This window comes from Halorussus amylolyticus, assembly GCF_004143485.2.
Classification (GTDB): domain Archaea; phylum Halobacteriota; class Halobacteria; order Halobacteriales; family Haladaptataceae; genus Halorussus; species Halorussus amylolyticus.
Genome location: NZ_ML974133.1, coordinates 235,000 through 250,136 on the forward strand (window position 1 = coordinate 235,000; position 15,137 = coordinate 250,136).

The following is a 15,137-nucleotide window of genomic DNA, read 5'->3' on the forward strand; positions in this document are numbered from 1 at the left end:
GGGGGCGCCCCCCCCCCCCCCCCCCCCCCCGGCCCCCCCCCCCCCCCCCCGGGGGGGGCGGGGCCCCCCCCCGCCCCACCGCCCGCTCGCCCTCGAAGTCGGGACCGGGTCGGGCTACGTCGCCGAGCGAGTCGAAGCCGAAACCGGCGTGCGCGTCGTCGGCTCCGACGTGAACCCCCACGCGTGCGTGCAAGCCAGCGAGCGCGGCGTCGAAGCCGTCAGAGCCGACTTGCTCGAACCCTTCCAAGACGAGGTCTTCGACGCGATTCTGTTCAACGCGCCGTACCTCCCGACCGACTCGGACGACGAGCGCGACGACTGGATGGAAGTCGCGCTCTCGGGCGGCGAGGACGGCCGTGCGGTGGTCGAACCGTTCCTCGCGTCCGTCGGGCGCGTACTCGCGCCCGACGGTGCGGTGTACCTGCTGGTCAGTAGCCTCACCGGCGTCGAGGAAGTCGTGGACCTCGCGGCCAGCGAGGGGTTCTCGGCGGCGGCGCTCCGCGACGAGTCGTTCCCGTTCGAGACGCTGACCGTGCTGAAGTTGGTACGATAGACCTCGATTCGCCAGCAGTCGTGCGCTTTCGAGCCGATAGTAGTGGCGAGTGGTACCACATATCTATGAACCTCGGTTATTTTCCTAAGTGGAAAATATTAAGCCGCGGCATTCCGTAGGTGGAGACACCATGACAGAGCGCATCGCTACGACGCCGGGAGTGTATCCGCTTCCGGACTGGGCGAAAGACGACCTCGCCGACCTGAAAGGCCACCAGAAACACGACCTCATCGACGGCGACGAGGGCGACGACGTGGTCTCGGTGTACGACCAGGCCCGCGAGGAAGTCGTCGAACGCCAGCAGGACGCCGGACTCGACCGCGTGGTCGAGGGGCAACTCCGGTGGGACGACATGCTGGCCCACCCGTTCGCGGTCCACGACGCGGTGGAAACTCACGGCATCGTGAGATACTACGACAACAACAACTTCTACCGCGACCCCGTGGTGACGGGCGAACTCACGTTCGACGGCGACATCGCGGCCGAGTTGGAGGCGGCGAGCGAGTTCGCCGATTCGGGGTCCCTGCAAGCGGTCGTCCCCGGTCCGTACTCGCTCGCCGACCTCGCCACCGACGAGTACTACGGCGACGATGCCGACTTCCTCGCCGCGGTCGCGGAGTTCCTCGCCGGAGAGGTCGAAGCGTTCCCCGAGGTCGAGACGCTGTTCGTCCTCGAACCCTCGCTGGTGGAGAATCCGCCGGGCGAAGGCGACGACGAGCGTGCCAGCGAAGCCATCGACACGGTGGCCGACGCCGCGCCCGCGGGTACCGACGTAATCGTCCACACCTACTGGGGCGCGCTGGAGGAGAAGGTACACGCCCACCTGCTTGACGCAGACTTCCACGCCGTGGGCTACGACTTCGTCTCGGAACAGGAGCAGAACCTCTACAACATCAACGAATACGGCACGAAGGACTCCATCGCGGCGGGCGTCGTAGATGGCCAGAACACGCTGGTCGAAGACTCCGAAGCCATCGCCGAGCGCGCCGACTGGCTCGAAGAGAGCACTCCGGCCGCAGACTTCGAGGAAATTTACCTGACCCCGAACACCGAACTGTTCTATCTGCCGTACTCGACGTTCCAGGAGAAGCTCGCGGCGTTGGGCGAAGCGACCGAACTCGCGGAGGTGAAAGCATGAGCCAGAATCGAGACCAGTTCCGACCCGAGAATCACCCGAACGACCACTTCCTGCTGACGACCGTCGTCGGAAGCTACCCCAAGCCGAAGTGGGTGGACCGCGTCAGCGACCTCTACGAGGACCCCGACGCGGACTTCGGCGAAGCGGAGTGGCAGGAGGCGAAGGACGACGCCGCGCGCCTCATCACCGACGAACACGAGCGCGCCGGTCTCGACGTCGTCGTGGACGGCGAGATGCGCCGCAACGAGATGGTCGAGTACTTCGCCCACCGCATCGACGGCTACGAGTTCAACGGCCCGGTGAAGGTGTGGGGTCACAACACCTTCGACAAGCCCTCGGTCGTCTCCGACGTGGAATACGCCGAGACGTGGCTGGTCGATGAGTACGAGTTCACCGCGAGCGTCTCCGACCGCCCGGTCAAGGTCCCCATCACGGGACCGTACACGCTGGCGAACTGGAGCTTCAACGAGGCGTACGACGACACCGAGTCGCTGGCTCATGACCTCGCAGACCTCGTGAACACCGAGGTCGAGAAGCTGGTCGAAGCGGGCGCTCGCTACATCCAGATAGACGAACCCGCGCTGGCGACGACGCCCGACGACCACGCCATCGTGGGCGAGTGTCTAGAGCGCATCGTCGCTGGCATCCCCGACGACGTGCGAATCGGTCTCCACGTCTGCTACGGCGACTACTCGCGCATCTACCCCGAGATTCTGGAGTTCCCGGTGGACGAGTTCGACCTCGAACTCGCGAACGGCGACTACGACCAACTCGACGTGTTCAAGGAGCCGGATTTCACCGCGGACCTCGCGCTCGGCGTGGTGGACGCCCACGACGCGACGGTCGAATCGGTGGCCGAAATCAAGGCGAACATCCAGAAGGGCCTCGAAGTCGTTCCGCCCGAGCAACTGACCGTGAGCCCGGACTGCGGCGTCAAGCTCCTGCCGCGCGAAGTCGCCTACGAGAAGATGACGAACCTCGTTCGCGCGGCCCGCGAGGTGGAGCAGGAACTCGACGCCGGTGAGATAGAAGTCGAGAAGTCGGCCGTGACCGCCGACGACTGATGGCGATTCGGGAGTTGGGGTCTTGAAGGCGACGCGCTGGCGGTCGTCCGGAGCGCCGCGCGCCGCACAATCGCGGGTGCGCTCCGGCCTGATTCAGGTCACGAGGAGGATTGGTCTCGTTTTCGTACTTGAAGCTTAGGCCGGTCGAACCGTCGAGTCACGCGGTTGAATCTCCCGCCCGACGTCTGTGTGAGCGAAGCGAACACAGGCTCGGAAGACGCGGTTTGTCTTCCGGCGCGTGCGGGCGCGACCTCGTGTCGCGCCCAACCGCGCGAGGGGCGAGTAGCGCAGGCCTCTGGCCGAGCAACGCAGTCGGTTGGGGAGGTGTGAGGCTTGCAGTGCGGTGCTGTGCGGTTTGATTGGCTCAAGCAATAGCTAGCTCGTCCACAGTTCCCCTGGGGGTACGCGCAGTTTTTCTTCCGCCTTCCACTCAGAATCGGAGCTAAACGCAACCTCGGAAACTAAACACAATCACTGCCAGCGAAACCGTCAGCCAAAACCCCACAATCACATCGCAACCTTCAGACGACGCCTCGCACGAGCGACCCGAGTCCGGCCGCGACGACCGGAATCGCCGCGCTGACGCCGAGCACTTGACCCATCTCGACGTACTTCAAGAGCGCGCCGTTCGACGCTAACACCCCGGCGAACACCACCCACGCGAGAATCCCGAAGGCGAGTCCGGCGAGCAGTGCGCGCTTGGTGTCCTTCGAGACGAGTCCGACCAGTGCGCCGCCGAGGACGAAGCCGTACCAGTGAATCTGGGCGACCGCGAGACCGATGGCCACCGCGGTCGCCACGGCGAACCACCGGGCGCGGCGGTCCTCGCGGAGTTCGCCGAGCCACGCACGAAGGATGCTCATTCGTCGCCCTCCGTGGTCTCGCCGTCCGCGGATTCGAATTCGATTCTCGCTTCGCCGTCGGTGTCGCGGCCCATCGGCTTGTACTCGCCGTCGGCCCACATCCGGAGTTGGTCGTCGTAGTGGTCCGAGAAGTAGTCGCCCGAGTTGCCGCCCGGAAGGATGCAGACTGACTCCTCGCGCTCGGCCATCGGGCAAATCATCCGCCAACTGCTTCCGACCGCCGACTCCCTGCGGTAGTTGTTCAGGGTGTGGGCCGAACCGTCGGTCGCGTACTCGGGGTAGTTCAGGAACGACTGGCCGAACGGGTGGGTAATGGCGGCGGTCGTGTTGCGGTCGCCGTAGGTCTCGCCGTCGTCGATGTCTTCGAGCGCGAGGCGGAGCGCGCGGGCCATCACCACGCTTCGCCCTTCGTCACCGAACCACCGACTCTCCTCGGGGAGCGCGGCGAGAATCCAGTCGTCGGGGTAGTAGCTCTCGTCGAGACCGGCCGCTTCGAAGTCGTCGGCGAACGTCTCCTCGCGGAAGCGGTCGAACCACGCCGAGAAGACGAGCGCGGCCCGCGAGTCACGGTCCATCCGGTAGTCCCAGTCTCGGAGGGTATCGGCTGCGGCCTCGAGGTCGTCGTGAGCCTCTGCGGCGGCGACCAGTTCGTCGGTGACCTGCTCGGCGCGCTTCGAATGGGTGTCGCGCTGAAGCTCTTTCATGAACTCGGGGTCCATCGGGTCGTCCGACTCCGCCCGCGCGTCGAGCAGTTCGTAGAGGCGCTGGCCGCGATAGGGGGTGGCGTACCGCTCGCCGACGTAGTGTTCCGGGTCGTCCGTGATGCGCTGATTCGCGGTCCCGAGGTAGTCGGGGTTGACGGCGTGAGGCTTCTCCTCAAAGGGAACGAATCCCTCCCACGACGAGACGCCGAAGGGTTCGAAGCCCTCCCACTCGGCCTCTCCGGCCGACCCGTCGAAGACGCGGGTGCCCCACACCTCCTCGCCGTCGATGGTCCGAATCGGAATTCGGCCCGTAACGTAGTAGAGGGCGTTGCCGTCGCGGTCGGCGTAGACGACGCTCTGAGTCGGGAGGTCCATCTGCCGGGTCGCGTCGAGGAAGTCGTCCATTCCGTCCGCCTTGCTGTACTCGTGGATTGCTCTCGACGTTTCGGTCGCGGTGTGGCCGGTCCACGCCACGCCGACCCGTTGGCCCTCGCGTTCGAGGACCGGCCCGTGAACCGTCTTCCGGACCGTGACGGTTCTGTCCTCGGCGTCGGCAACTTCGACGGTCCGCTCCTCGGTGTCGAACTCGCGCCACTCGCCGTCGTACCGATACCGGTCGCCCGAGTCGTCGGTTTCGTAGGTGTAGAAGTCGATGATGTCGGCCCCCGCGTTGGTGAACCCCCACGCGCACGAGTCGTTCTCGCCGATGACGACGAACGGAACGCCCGGAAAGGTGACGCCGCGGACGGCGATCTCGTCGGTTCTGAGGTCCATCTCGTACCAGACCGGCGGGGCCGACAGCGCGAGATGGGGGTCGTTGGCGACGATTGGTGCGCCCGAATCGGTGTATTCGCCCGAGACGACCCAACTGTTCGACCCGACGCCGCGCGGACTCTCGAACGCTCGAAGCCACTCGAGGAGGTCGGGGTCGTCGAATCGTCCCGCGGGTTCGACCACCCGGCGCTCGATGCGCTCGCCGCCCGCGCCGTCTCGGATTATCGGCGCGTCGTGGTCGAGTCGGAACGGGTAGAGTTCGTCTGCCGCGTCGTCGCCGAGTTCGCTCGCGAGGAGTTCGCGTTCGAGCGTCCAGAAGTTCCCGGTCAGCGTCCACGAAATCTGGGTCTCCATCAGCATCGTGTCCGTGGGCGTCCACGAATCGGGTTCGTATTCGAGCAGGCCGAACTCCAGCGGGAGTTCCTCGCGGTCGATACAGGCGTTGACGCCCGCCGAGAACGCCTCGACCAGTTCGCCCGATGGCGTCCCGTCGAGGAGTTCGAGATTCGCCTCCGACCCTCCGACGAAGTCCATCTTGACGTTGAATTCGTCGGAGTCGAGCGTGGCCTCGCCCACCACTTCCGAAAGCTGACCGCGCATCACCCGGCGCTGGAGGTCCATCTGAAACAGTCGGTCGGCGGCCTGCACGTAGCCGACTGCGAAATAGAGCGCCCGCTCGTTCGCGGCCTCGACGTGGGGCGTGCCGTACTCGTCGTACCGAACCGTCGCTTCGCCGTGGGGACTCTCGACCCGACGATTCGTCGGGTCGGTCGCGTCGCGCCACGCCGACCCCGAGAACGGCGCGAACCGGTCGAGGTAGCCCCGGACCGGCGAGAGCGACCCGCCAGCGACCCCGCCGCCCACGATGGCGGCCAGCAGGGCGCGGCGGGTGATGTCGGTGTTCATGCTCGTGACGTTCGTATCACTCGCATAAAACGACTGTTCCACGCGATGTGGGTTGTCGGAGGTTTGTTCGAGAAGACTACTCACTCCAAAATGTAGGAAGATTTTAATTATTTCGGGCTGGATTTCGGGTATGGCTGCCCTCCCGTCACTGAACTGGCCCCTTCTAGCGGTCGTAGTCGTCGCGGCCGGGCTCGCGTATCTCGCATACCGAGAGTTTCGCCACGATTACGAATCCGGAGAGTACCACTTTACATGGGGCGTCGGAGTCGTGGTACTGTTCCTTCAGGGTCTCGCGCCGGGAGTGGTCGGTCTCGGTCTCTACCTGACCACCGAACGCGGATATCCGGTTCACTGGCTGTTCGCATCCGTGGTCGTCTCGCTGCTCATCTTCGGATTCCTCGATGTCGGGGCGAGCGCGACTGCTGTCGGAGAGTCGCTCGGTGGGGTCGCTACCGGGAACTGAAAAATTGAAGCAAAACCGAAACGAGAAAACCGACCGCTATCTCACTCGTACAGCCACGTCTCGTCGCTGCGCTCGTACTCGACCAGTTCGTCGTCGTCGAAGAACAGGTCGATTTCGCGCTCGTTCGCGCCCTCGTCCTCGTGGTCCGAACCGTGGATGACGTTCCGACCGAGGTCGAGTCCGTAGTCGCCCCGAATCGTGCCGGGGGCGGACTCGGCGGGGTCGGTTTCGCCCATCATGGTGCGGACCTGACGGGTCGCGTCTTGACCTTCCCACACCATCGCGAAGACGGGACCGGACGTGATGAAGTCCACGAGACCCTCGAAGAAGGGCTTACCCTCGTGTTCGCCGTAGTGGTCGTGGGCGAGGTCTTCGTCAATCTGCATGAACTTCCCGGCGACGAGCTTCAGACCGCGGTCCTCGAATCGGGAGACGATGTCTCCGATGAGGCCGCGCTGGACGCCGTCGGGCTTGACCATGACGAAGGTGCGCTCGGTCTCGCTCATTGTTCGGTCGTCTCCTCGTCTCTGCCGTCCTCGGTCCACTCGAGGTTTCGGGGTTCGCGTCCGAGGTCGGCGTTCTTCTCACACTTCGCGGAGCAGAAGTGGGTGGTGGTGCCGTCGGTGCGGACGAACATCGTGCCCGTTCCGGGTTCGATGTCCGAGCCACAGAAGTCACAGTCTCGGGTCTGGGGCATTGTCACTGACCTCCGATGGAGTCGGCTTCGCGAGCGGTCTCGCGGAGTTGGATTATGTCGCCCTCGCGGACCGGACCGAGGCAGTTCCGCGTGATGATGCGGCCCTGGTTCTCGCCCTCGCGGATGCGGCACTTGACCTGCATGGCCTCGCCGTGCATCCCCGTCTTGCCGACGATTTCGATGACTTCGGCGGGCGTGGAGCCTCCTTCTTCGGACTCTTCAGCACTCATGGGTCACACTCACCGAAGTTCCTCGACCTTGCTGGCGATGTCCTCCACGTCGTCGTCGGCCTCGCCCGCATCGACGATGGCCGCGGCCGCGCTTCCGACTTCCAGCCCGGCGGCGTGGCCGATGTCGTCCTGCGTATCGACGAAGATGAAGGGGATGCCCTTCTCGTCGGCGAGTTCGGGCAGGTGCATCACGATTTCCTCGGGCTGAACGTCCTCGGCGACGTAGATGAGGTCGGCGTTGCCGCGCTCGATTGCCTTGGTCGTTTCGTTGGTTCCTTTCTTCACGGTTCCCGTGTCTCGGGCGACCTCGAGCGCCTCGACGGCGCTGTCTTGGAGGTCGGCCGGAACGTCGAAGTTTACGTATACTGGCATTGGTTGTTCACCTTCCCGCACGTCGGCTCAAGCTCCCCTGCCGGAGTAGTCCTATGCGGCTAGGAGCATCATCAACCGCGCGCAGGTTGTACGACTTGGTAGTTCGTCACCCCTTAAAAGCGCTTTCAAATGCTGCTGGGGCGTGCGAAACGAAGACAAGGGGACATCGGTCGTGGACGAGGGCAGTGTCGGTCGTTTACGGGAGCGCTCACTGTCGCTCGGCGCCGTCCCATCCCTCGCACAGCAGACCGTAGACCACCACGTCGCGGTACTCACCGTTGAGAAATTCGTGGTCTCGAAATCGTCCTTCCTCCGAGAAACCGAGACGCTGGAGCAACCGCCGAGAGTCGTCGTTGAAATCCACGACTTTCGCATACAGTCGGTGGAGTCCGCGCGTCTCGAAGCCGTACTCCAACAGTAGGGAGGCCGCCCCGGTCGCGTACCCGTGGCCGCGAGCGTCGGCGTCGAGCCAGTAGGCCACTTCGGCGTGGTCGCGCTCGACTCGAAACAGATTGGCTTCGCCGATGGGTTCGTCCTCGCCGTCTCGGCAAATCAAGAAGTTCGCGTCGCCGTTATCCGCGGCAATCGTGTTCTCGTAGAACTCCTCGACTTGCTCGCGCGTCTGTGGTTCCGTGAACGTCAACGGCGTCCGTAAGTCGGGGTCGCTTCGAGCGCGCTGGAGGAAGTCGATGTCCTCGCGCTCGGTGACTCGGAGGTCGACTCGCTCGCCGGAAAGGTAAACGGGGCCGGGCATGTCTGATTCGAGGGACGGCGCGACCAAATGCGTTCGGGAGAACGTCGCCCGGTTCTCACTGCGAGCGGTATTCCTAGATACATTTCCAGATTGAACACTCACACCTAGAGAAACTATCTAAACGGAGGCCAATATATGAAAAAGCTTGAAAAGGGGTGCTGCGTATTCGCGGTTACCGCCAATGAGCAAGAAAAGATTGTCGCGTCGGTCGCTGTTGGCTTCCACAACCGCAACGGTCACCTACGGTCTCGCTGGCTGTATCCAAGGCGAGGGCGGCGACGAGGCGACCGAAACCGAGACGAGCGCGGGAGACTCAGAGTTCGACCCGGCGAACCCGGAGTTCCCGCAGTCGATGCAGGCGCTGATTCAGGCCGGGTACGAGACGGGGGCCATCGAGGACCTCGAGAATATGGAGGAGCGCGACGAACCGCGCTACGGCGACCCCGTCCAAGAGACGCCGTCGAGCGACGACGACTTGCTCGACCCCGACAAACTCGCGTTCGCGATGACGCCGACGGAGGACCCGGCGGCGTACCGCGACACGATGCAGCCCCTGATGGACAACATCGCCGAGGAGACCGGCAAGGACGTGGAGTACTTCCCGCTCCAGTCGTACGCTTCCATGATTGAGGCGATGCGCTCGGAGCGCCTCCACGTCGGCGGATTCTCGACCGGTCCGACCCCGTTCGCGGTCAACCTCGCGGGCGCGGTTCCGTTCTCGATTCAGGTGTCGGACGACGGCGCGTTCGGCTATCGGCTCTGGCTCGCGACCCAGTCGGACAACGACGAGATAAACGCGCTCGAAGACCTGGAGGGCAAGCGAATCGCTCACGCCGAGCCCTCGTCGAACTCCGGGAACCAAGCACCTCGGGCGCTGTTCGAGAACGAGGGCGTCGTCCCCGACGACGACTACGAAGTGTCCTACTCGGGCGGCCACGAACAGAGCATCCTCGGCGTCGCCAACGGCGACTACGACGCCGCGCCCGTGTGTAGTACGTGCGTGACGCGCGTTGCGGACGCCGACAACGTTGACCCGACGAACATCAAGGTCGTCTGGGCGAGCAACCCCTTCCCGACGACGAGTTTCAACTATCGCTACAACCTCACGCCCGAGATTCAGGAGGGTATCCGGACGGCGTTCCTCGAATACGACTACTCCGACACCGACATAGCCGAGACGTTCGAAGGGCGGGGCAAGTGGGTCGAAATCGACTACGCGACCGCCTACGACATCATCCTCCAGATTCAGGAGAAGAACGGCGTCGAGTACGAGACCGGTAATCTGGAGGAGTGAGGCCATGATACGGGTCGAAGACTTGGAGAAGGTGTACGATTCGGGCGACCGTGCGCTCGACGGCGTCTCGATGGAAGTCGGTGGGAACGAAATCGTCGCAATCATCGGCCCGAGCGGCGCTGGCAAGAGTACGTTCATCCGGTGTATCAACCGGCTTACCGAACCGACCGGCGGGAGCGTCTGGCTCGACGAAACGGAAGTCACCGCGCTCGGCGGGTCGGAACTGAAGCAGGCCCGCCGAGACATGGGGCTGATTCACCAGGAGTTCAATCTCATCGAGCGACTGACCGTGATGGAGAACGTCCTCTCGGGGCGACTCGGCTACATGAGCGCGTGGCGGGCGTTCCGCCGGGACTTCGACGCCGAGGACATCTCCCGGGCGCGCGAGGTGCTCGACCGAGTGGGTCTCGGCGGCCACGAGAACAACCGGGCCGACGAGCTGTCGGGCGGCCAGCGCCAGCGCGTCGGCATCGCTCGCGCGGTCATCCAGCGACCCAAGATACTGCTGGTGGACGAACCCACCAGCGCGCTCGACCCCGAAACGTCCATCGAGGTGATGGACCTGCTGACCGAAATCGCCCGCGAGGACGATATTCCGGTTCTCATCAACATCCACGAGGTGGACCTCGCCGTCGAGTACGCCGACCGCATCGTCGGTTTGAGCGACGGTCGAGTCGTCTTCGAGGGGACGCCCGAGGAACTCGACGAGCAGGCCAAAGACACCATCTACCGAGGCGGCGAGTCCCGAGAAGAGCGTGACGCCGCCGCGGAGGCGCGCGACGCGAACGCAGGCGGCTCGGACGACCGGGACGACGGACTCCCCGAGGACGTGACCCAACGGACCGCGAGGGAGGGGTAATCCCGAATGGCGACTCACTCGAATCCCGAGTACGACGGCGAGTGGCACCGTCCGACGGCGTTCTACAATCGCTACGTCAAGTACGCGGTGTACGCGCTCATCGTCGGGTTCGTGCTGTTCAGCATCTGGGACCTTCGAGTCTCACTCGACAGATTCCTTCAGGGGATGTCGGCCGGCGCGACCCTCGTCTCGAACATGCTCCCGCCCGCCGCGACCCCCTCGCAGTTCCAGTTGATGGTCCGCGGCGTCGTCGAGAGCATCGTGATGTCGATACTCGCGACCGCCATCGGCGTCGTCGTCAGCGTCCCGGTCGCGTTCATGGCCGCGAACAACCTCGCGCCCAAACCCGTCTACGCCGTGGGCCGAGGCATCGTCTCGGTCACGCGCGCGTTCCACGAACTCATCGTCGCCATCGTGATGGTGAAGGCGGTCGGGTTCGGGCCGCTGGCTGGCGTCCTCGCGCTGTCGTTCAAGACCGTCGGCTTCTTCGGCAAACTGCTCGCCGAGGAAATCGAGGACATCGACGTGGGCCAGATGGAGGCGGTCGAAGCGGTCGGCGCGGGCAAACTCCACATCTACATCTTCGGCGTCCTGCCGCAGGTCATTCCGCGAGTCATCGGTCTCACCATCTACCGACTCGACATCAATCTCCGCCACAGCACGGTGGTCGGCATCGTCGGCGCGGGCGGCATCGGCATCACGCTGCTGAACTCGTTCCAGAAGTACGACTACCAGTTCAGTTCGCTCATCATCCTCGTCATCGTGTGTCTCGTCATCGTGGGCGAAGTGGTTAGCGCCTACGCGAGACGGAGGGTACAGTGATGTCGGACTCGACGAACACGGAATCCGGCCCGAAGACTCCGACGGGCGACGACTGGCACCGCCACTCGCGCCGGGAGCGACTCGCCCGGTACGGTGCGGTCCTCGGAACGCTCGTGATTCTCGCGGTCGCGTGGCGGTCGATGGAGGTCAACTACGACTACGTGGCGTCCGCGCCGCGCGAAGTCGGCGACCTCGTCGCTCGGATGTACCCGCCGGACGTGGCGTACACGACCGAAATCGTGGGGCCGCTCATCGAGACCATCAACATCTCGATACTCGGCACCGGACTGGCAATCGTTCTCGCGGTCCCGGTCGCGTTCCTCGGGGCGGAGAACACGTCGCCGAACCGCCTGACCTACTGGTTCGGGAAGTTCATCATCTCGTTCACCCGGTCGGTGAACGTCATCATCTGGGCGCTCATCTTCGTCGTGCTGTTCGGACCGGGCGCGCTCTCGGGCGTCCTCGCCATCGCGGTCCGGTCGGTGGGCTTCACCGCGAAGCTCATCGCGGAAGCCATCGAGGAAATCGACCACGGGCAGGTCGAGGCGGTCACCGCGACCGGCGCATCCACGGTTCAGACGTTCGTCTACGGCGTCGTCCCGCAGATAAAGCCCGCGTTCGTCTCGGTCGCGACGTTCCGGTGGGACATCAACGTCCGGGCCTCGACCATCATCGGATTCGTCGGCGCGGGCGGCATCGGCGTCGCGCTCCAGACCAACATCAACTACTTCAACTGGTCGGCGGTCCTGACCATCCTCATCGCCATCCTCGGCATCGTCCTCCTGAGTGAAGGCATCTCGGCCTACCTCAGGAAGAAAGTGACGTGAGGTAGCGGACCGCCGCCGCTCGTTTCGCGAATCCGTTTTTCGACACTGCACTGACTGACGCAAACCACCGTGAATCGCCCGGAGAATCATCCACCACGAATCGGCCGGTGACACAGACAACGGGTGGGACTTCCGAAAGACGCGTCTTTCGACTTCCCGCTCGGTCCCCTCGCGGGAATGAAAGGGGCCACCCGCTCGCGCTTGCGCGAGCGGGCGGGGGCTTTCGAGACGACACCGACCGCGATTCCACTTCACCTCGAGGATTCTCGCCGGAGCCGAAGGAAAACGCCCTTCTTTCGCCCTTTCCAACGACGAGCATGGACGTAGCCGGGGTCGCGACCGCCCTGCGAGCGGAGGCCCGTCGGACGAACGAGCGCCGCCTGCTCGTGCTCGCGGGCGACCGGGAGGCGTGCTACGACGCCGCCGACCGGGCGCTCGACGCCGCCGAAATCGACCGCGAGGCGACCACGCTCGTCGGAACCGGGTGGCTCGACTGCGAGCGGGTCGGGCCGAAGCGCGCCGGTCGCCTGCTCGGCACCACTCGGGAGTGTGTGGTCCTCGACTGCCACGCCGATTTCCGACCGAACGCGGTCGGTCGAATCGTCGGCGCGGTAGACGGTGGCGGCCTGTTCGTACTTCTGATGCCCTCGCTCGACGACTTTTCGGACTGTCGGACCGACTTCGACCGGACGCTTGCGGTCCCGCCCGCCGACCTCGAAGCCGTGACGGGGCGCTTCCGACGGCGATTCGTCGGGACCCTTCTCGACCACCCCGGAATCGCGGTCGTTGACGTTGACGGCGAGACGGGAACGGTCGAGCGCGACGGCCTGACCCACCCCGCGCCGCGACTCCCCGACGAACCGCCCGAGCCGCCAGACGACCACGCGTTCCCCGCGAAAGCCTACGACGCCTGTCTCACGGGCGACCAGATGGCGGTGGTCCGGGCGTTCGAGGCCCTTCGGGACGACGACTCGCCGACCGCCGTGGTCGCGGAGGCCGACCGCGGTCGGGGGAAATCGAGCGCGGCGGGCATCGCGGCCGGGGCGCTCGCGGCCGAGGGGACCGACGTGCTTGTCACGGCACCGGAGTACCGGAGCGCGCGCGAGGTGTTCGTTCGGGCGAAGGCCCTCCTCGAATCTCTCGGGAGAACTATCGAGACCGACCGCGACCCGCCGCGCGAGATTCGGCTTCGCGGCGAGGGGAGGGTTCGCTTCGAGAAACCGACCGCGGCCGCCGACCTCCCGGGCGACCCCGACGCGGTGTTCGTGGACGAGGCCGCCGCGCTCTCGGTTCGGTTGCTCGAACGGTTTCTGTCGGCCCGGCGGGTCGCGTTCACCACGACCGTCCACGGCTACGAGGGCGCGGGCCGGGGGTTCTCGGTCCGGTTTCGCGACCGACTCGCCGAGACCGACCACGAGGTCACCGAGACGCGCCTCGACGAACCCATCCGGTACGCGCCGGGTGACCCCGTCGAGACGTGGGCGTTCCGGGCGCTCCTGCTCGACGCCCGGCCGCCGGTCGAGCAGGTCGTGGCCGACGCCGACCCAGATTCGGTCGCGTATCGCGCCCTCCCGCCCGACGACTTGCTCGCCGACGAGACGCTCCTCCGGGAGGCGTTCGGCCTGCTCGTGCTGGCCCACTACCGTACCGAACCCGACGACCTCGCGCGACTCCTCGACGCGCCGAACCTCGCGGTTCGGGCGCTGACCCACGGAAATCACGTCGTCGCGGTCGCCCTGCTCGCTCGCGAAGGGAACCTCCCCGCGGACCTGCGCGAGCACATGTACGAGGGTGGGCGCGTCCGGGGCAACATGCTCCCCGACGTACTGACCTCCCAACTCCGCGACGAGGCGGCCGGAATCTCGCAGGGAATGCGAGTGATGCGAATCGCCACCCATCACGCGGTCCGGTCGCGGGGACTCGGTTCGCACCTCCTCGGGGACATCCGGGCGGAGTTCGAAGACGACCTCGACTGGCTCGGGGTCGGCTACGGTGCGACCCCCGAACTCCTCGACTTCTGGCGCGAGAACGGCTATCGCGCGATTCAGCTCTCGACCACCCGCAACGACACCAGCGGCGAGTACTCCGCGCTCATGCTCGACCCACTAACCGAATCGGGGGCCGACCTCCGAGACCGCCACGCCCGGTGGTTCGTCTCCCGGTTCGCGTCGATGCTCGCCGACCCGCTCCGGGACGCCGACCCCGACGTGGTCCGGGCGCTCCTCCGGTCGGTCGAGGCCCCGGTGTCGCTCGAACTCTCGGCGTGGGACTGGCGGGCGGTCGCCGCGAGCGCGTACGGTCCGGGCCAGTACAATTCGGCCCCCCGGCCCTTCCGTCGGGTCGCGCTCAAGTATTTCGTCGATTGCGCGGCGGCGGCCTCGGAGAACTCCGAGGCCGCCGCGGGAGAGTCGGTCCCCTCTTCGAGGGACTCGACCCGGCTTTCGACCCGCGAGGAGCGCCTGCTGGTCCGAAAGGTCCTGCAGGCGCACCCGTGGGAACGGGTCGCCGACGAACTCGGCTTCCACTCGACGGGCCAGTGCATGCGGGCGCTCGGCGAAGCGTATCAGCCGCTGGTGGACGCCTACGGCGACGAAGCCGCCGAGACCGAAAAGCGGCGATACACCGATTAGGGAGCCGCGAGTACGTGGGACCGTGCCCGAGTGCGCCGAAGAAGAGTGTTCGGAGTCTGCCGGGGTCAGACTACACATTCCGTGGGCGGAGAGCCGCGAGGTCTGTGCGGCCCACGCTCGCGTGCTGGCCCGAACGGACGGCATCGTCGCCGAACCGCTGGAAGAAAATGACGAGTGGCCGTGAACG

General features: G+C 65.5%; 16 protein-coding genes and 1 pseudogene. 10 read left to right on the forward strand and 7 right to left on the reverse strand.

The annotated features are described in order from the left end of the window. Window positions 1–85: 85 nt before the first annotated feature. The 3 genes and pseudogenes from EKH81_RS10195 to EKH81_RS10205 form a co-directional block, all read left to right on the forward strand. Window positions 86–553, forward strand: a pseudogene (locus tag EKH81_RS10195) (HemK2/MTQ2 family protein methyltransferase); the annotation flags it as partial. 130 nt (window positions 554–683) lie between these two features. Further along, window positions 684–1,691 (forward strand): 5-methyltetrahydropteroyltriglutamate--homocysteine methyltransferase, encoded by a 1,008-nt coding sequence (locus EKH81_RS10200; protein ID WP_132058434.1) that lies wholly within the window; start codon window positions 684–686, stop codon window positions 1,689–1,691. Next, window positions 1,688–2,755, forward strand: a complete 1,068-nt coding sequence (locus EKH81_RS10205; protein ID WP_132058435.1) for a methionine synthase — start codon at window positions 1,688–1,690, stop codon at window positions 2,753–2,755. Before EKH81_RS10200 ends, EKH81_RS10205 begins: the two co-directional genes overlap by 4 nt. A gap of 521 nt (window positions 2,756–3,276) precedes the next feature. Here the strand turns inward: EKH81_RS10205 and EKH81_RS10210 are convergent. Together EKH81_RS10210 and EKH81_RS10215 are read right to left on the reverse strand one after the other, a co-directional pair. Next, complete coding sequence (locus EKH81_RS10210) at window positions 3,277–3,618, reverse strand: hypothetical protein (RefSeq protein ID WP_132058436.1); 342 nt, start codon at window positions 3,616–3,618, stop codon at window positions 3,277–3,279. After that, the gene (locus EKH81_RS10215) at window positions 3,615–6,002 is read right to left on the reverse strand and encodes a penicillin acylase family protein (protein WP_132058437.1); all 2,388 of its coding nucleotides are present in this window, start codon (window positions 6,000–6,002) and stop codon (window positions 3,615–3,617) included. Before EKH81_RS10215 ends, EKH81_RS10210 begins: the two co-directional genes overlap by 4 nt. A 130-nt stretch (window positions 6,003–6,132) precedes the next feature. Between EKH81_RS10215 and EKH81_RS10220 the strand changes: the two genes are divergently transcribed. Beyond that, window positions 6,133–6,465 carry a hypothetical protein gene (locus EKH81_RS10220; RefSeq protein WP_132058438.1) on the forward strand — a complete coding sequence of 111 codons (333 nt, stop codon included), beginning with the start codon at window positions 6,133–6,135 and terminating at the stop codon, window positions 6,463–6,465. A gap of 41 nt (window positions 6,466–6,506) precedes the next feature. Here EKH81_RS10220 and ndk read toward each other — a convergent pair whose 3' ends face one another. From ndk to EKH81_RS10245, 5 genes are all read right to left on the reverse strand, one after another. After that, window positions 6,507–6,971 carry a nucleoside-diphosphate kinase gene (ndk, locus tag EKH81_RS10225; protein WP_132058439.1) on the reverse strand — a complete coding sequence of 155 codons (465 nt, stop codon included), beginning with the start codon at window positions 6,969–6,971 and terminating at the stop codon, window positions 6,507–6,509. Beyond that, window positions 6,968–7,162: a 50S ribosomal protein L24e gene (locus EKH81_RS10230; protein WP_132058440.1), complete on the reverse strand. Its 195-nt coding sequence runs from the start codon at window positions 7,160–7,162 to the stop codon at window positions 6,968–6,970. Before EKH81_RS10230 ends, ndk begins: the two co-directional genes overlap by 4 nt. 2 nt (window positions 7,163–7,164) lie before the next feature. Beyond that, entirely contained in the window at window positions 7,165–7,392 is a 228-nt protein-coding gene (locus EKH81_RS10235) for a 30S ribosomal protein S28e (protein WP_132058441.1), read from the reverse strand. A gap of 9 nt (window positions 7,393–7,401) precedes the next feature. Beyond that, complete coding sequence (gene rpl7ae, locus EKH81_RS10240) at window positions 7,402–7,764, reverse strand: 50S ribosomal protein L7Ae (protein WP_132058442.1); 363 nt, start codon at window positions 7,762–7,764, stop codon at window positions 7,402–7,404. Window positions 7,765–7,972: 208 nt separating this feature from the next. Next, window positions 7,973–8,518, reverse strand: a complete 546-nt coding sequence (locus EKH81_RS10245) for a GNAT family N-acetyltransferase (protein WP_132058443.1) — start codon at window positions 8,516–8,518, stop codon at window positions 7,973–7,975. A gap of 181 nt (window positions 8,519–8,699) precedes the next feature. Here EKH81_RS10245 and phnD point away from each other — a divergent pair, with 181 nt between their 5' ends. From phnD to EKH81_RS19340, 6 genes are all read left to right on the forward strand, one after another. After that, window positions 8,700–9,812, forward strand: coding sequence for a phosphate/phosphite/phosphonate ABC transporter substrate-binding protein (gene phnD / locus EKH81_RS10250; protein WP_132058444.1), 1,113 nt, complete (start codon window positions 8,700–8,702; stop codon window positions 9,810–9,812). Between the two features lie 4 nt (window positions 9,813–9,816). Further along, the gene (phnC, locus tag EKH81_RS10255) at window positions 9,817–10,671 is read left to right on the forward strand and encodes a phosphonate ABC transporter ATP-binding protein (protein WP_132058445.1); all 855 of its coding nucleotides are present in this window, start codon (window positions 9,817–9,819) and stop codon (window positions 10,669–10,671) included. Window positions 10,672–10,677: 6 nt separating this feature from the next. After that, a complete protein-coding gene (gene phnE, locus EKH81_RS10260) occupies window positions 10,678–11,493 on the forward strand; it encodes a phosphonate ABC transporter, permease protein PhnE (RefSeq protein WP_132058446.1) in 816 nt (271 codons plus the stop codon). Beyond that, window positions 11,493–12,320 (forward strand): phosphonate ABC transporter, permease protein PhnE, encoded by an 828-nt coding sequence (gene phnE, locus EKH81_RS10265; protein ID WP_132058447.1) that lies wholly within the window; start codon window positions 11,493–11,495, stop codon window positions 12,318–12,320. The genes phnE (EKH81_RS10260) and phnE (EKH81_RS10265) overlap by 1 nt, the downstream gene beginning before the upstream one ends. 317 nt (window positions 12,321–12,637) lie before the next feature. Further along, window positions 12,638–14,950, forward strand: coding sequence for a tRNA(Met) cytidine acetyltransferase TmcA (tmcA, locus tag EKH81_RS10270; protein ID WP_132058448.1), 2,313 nt, complete (start codon window positions 12,638–12,640; stop codon window positions 14,948–14,950). Window positions 14,951–14,972: 22 nt separating this feature from the next. Then, window positions 14,973–15,134, forward strand: coding sequence for a DUF8014 family protein (locus EKH81_RS19340; RefSeq protein WP_202935109.1), 162 nt, complete (start codon window positions 14,973–14,975; stop codon window positions 15,132–15,134). The last annotated feature ends 3 nt before the right edge of the window (window positions 15,135–15,137 follow it).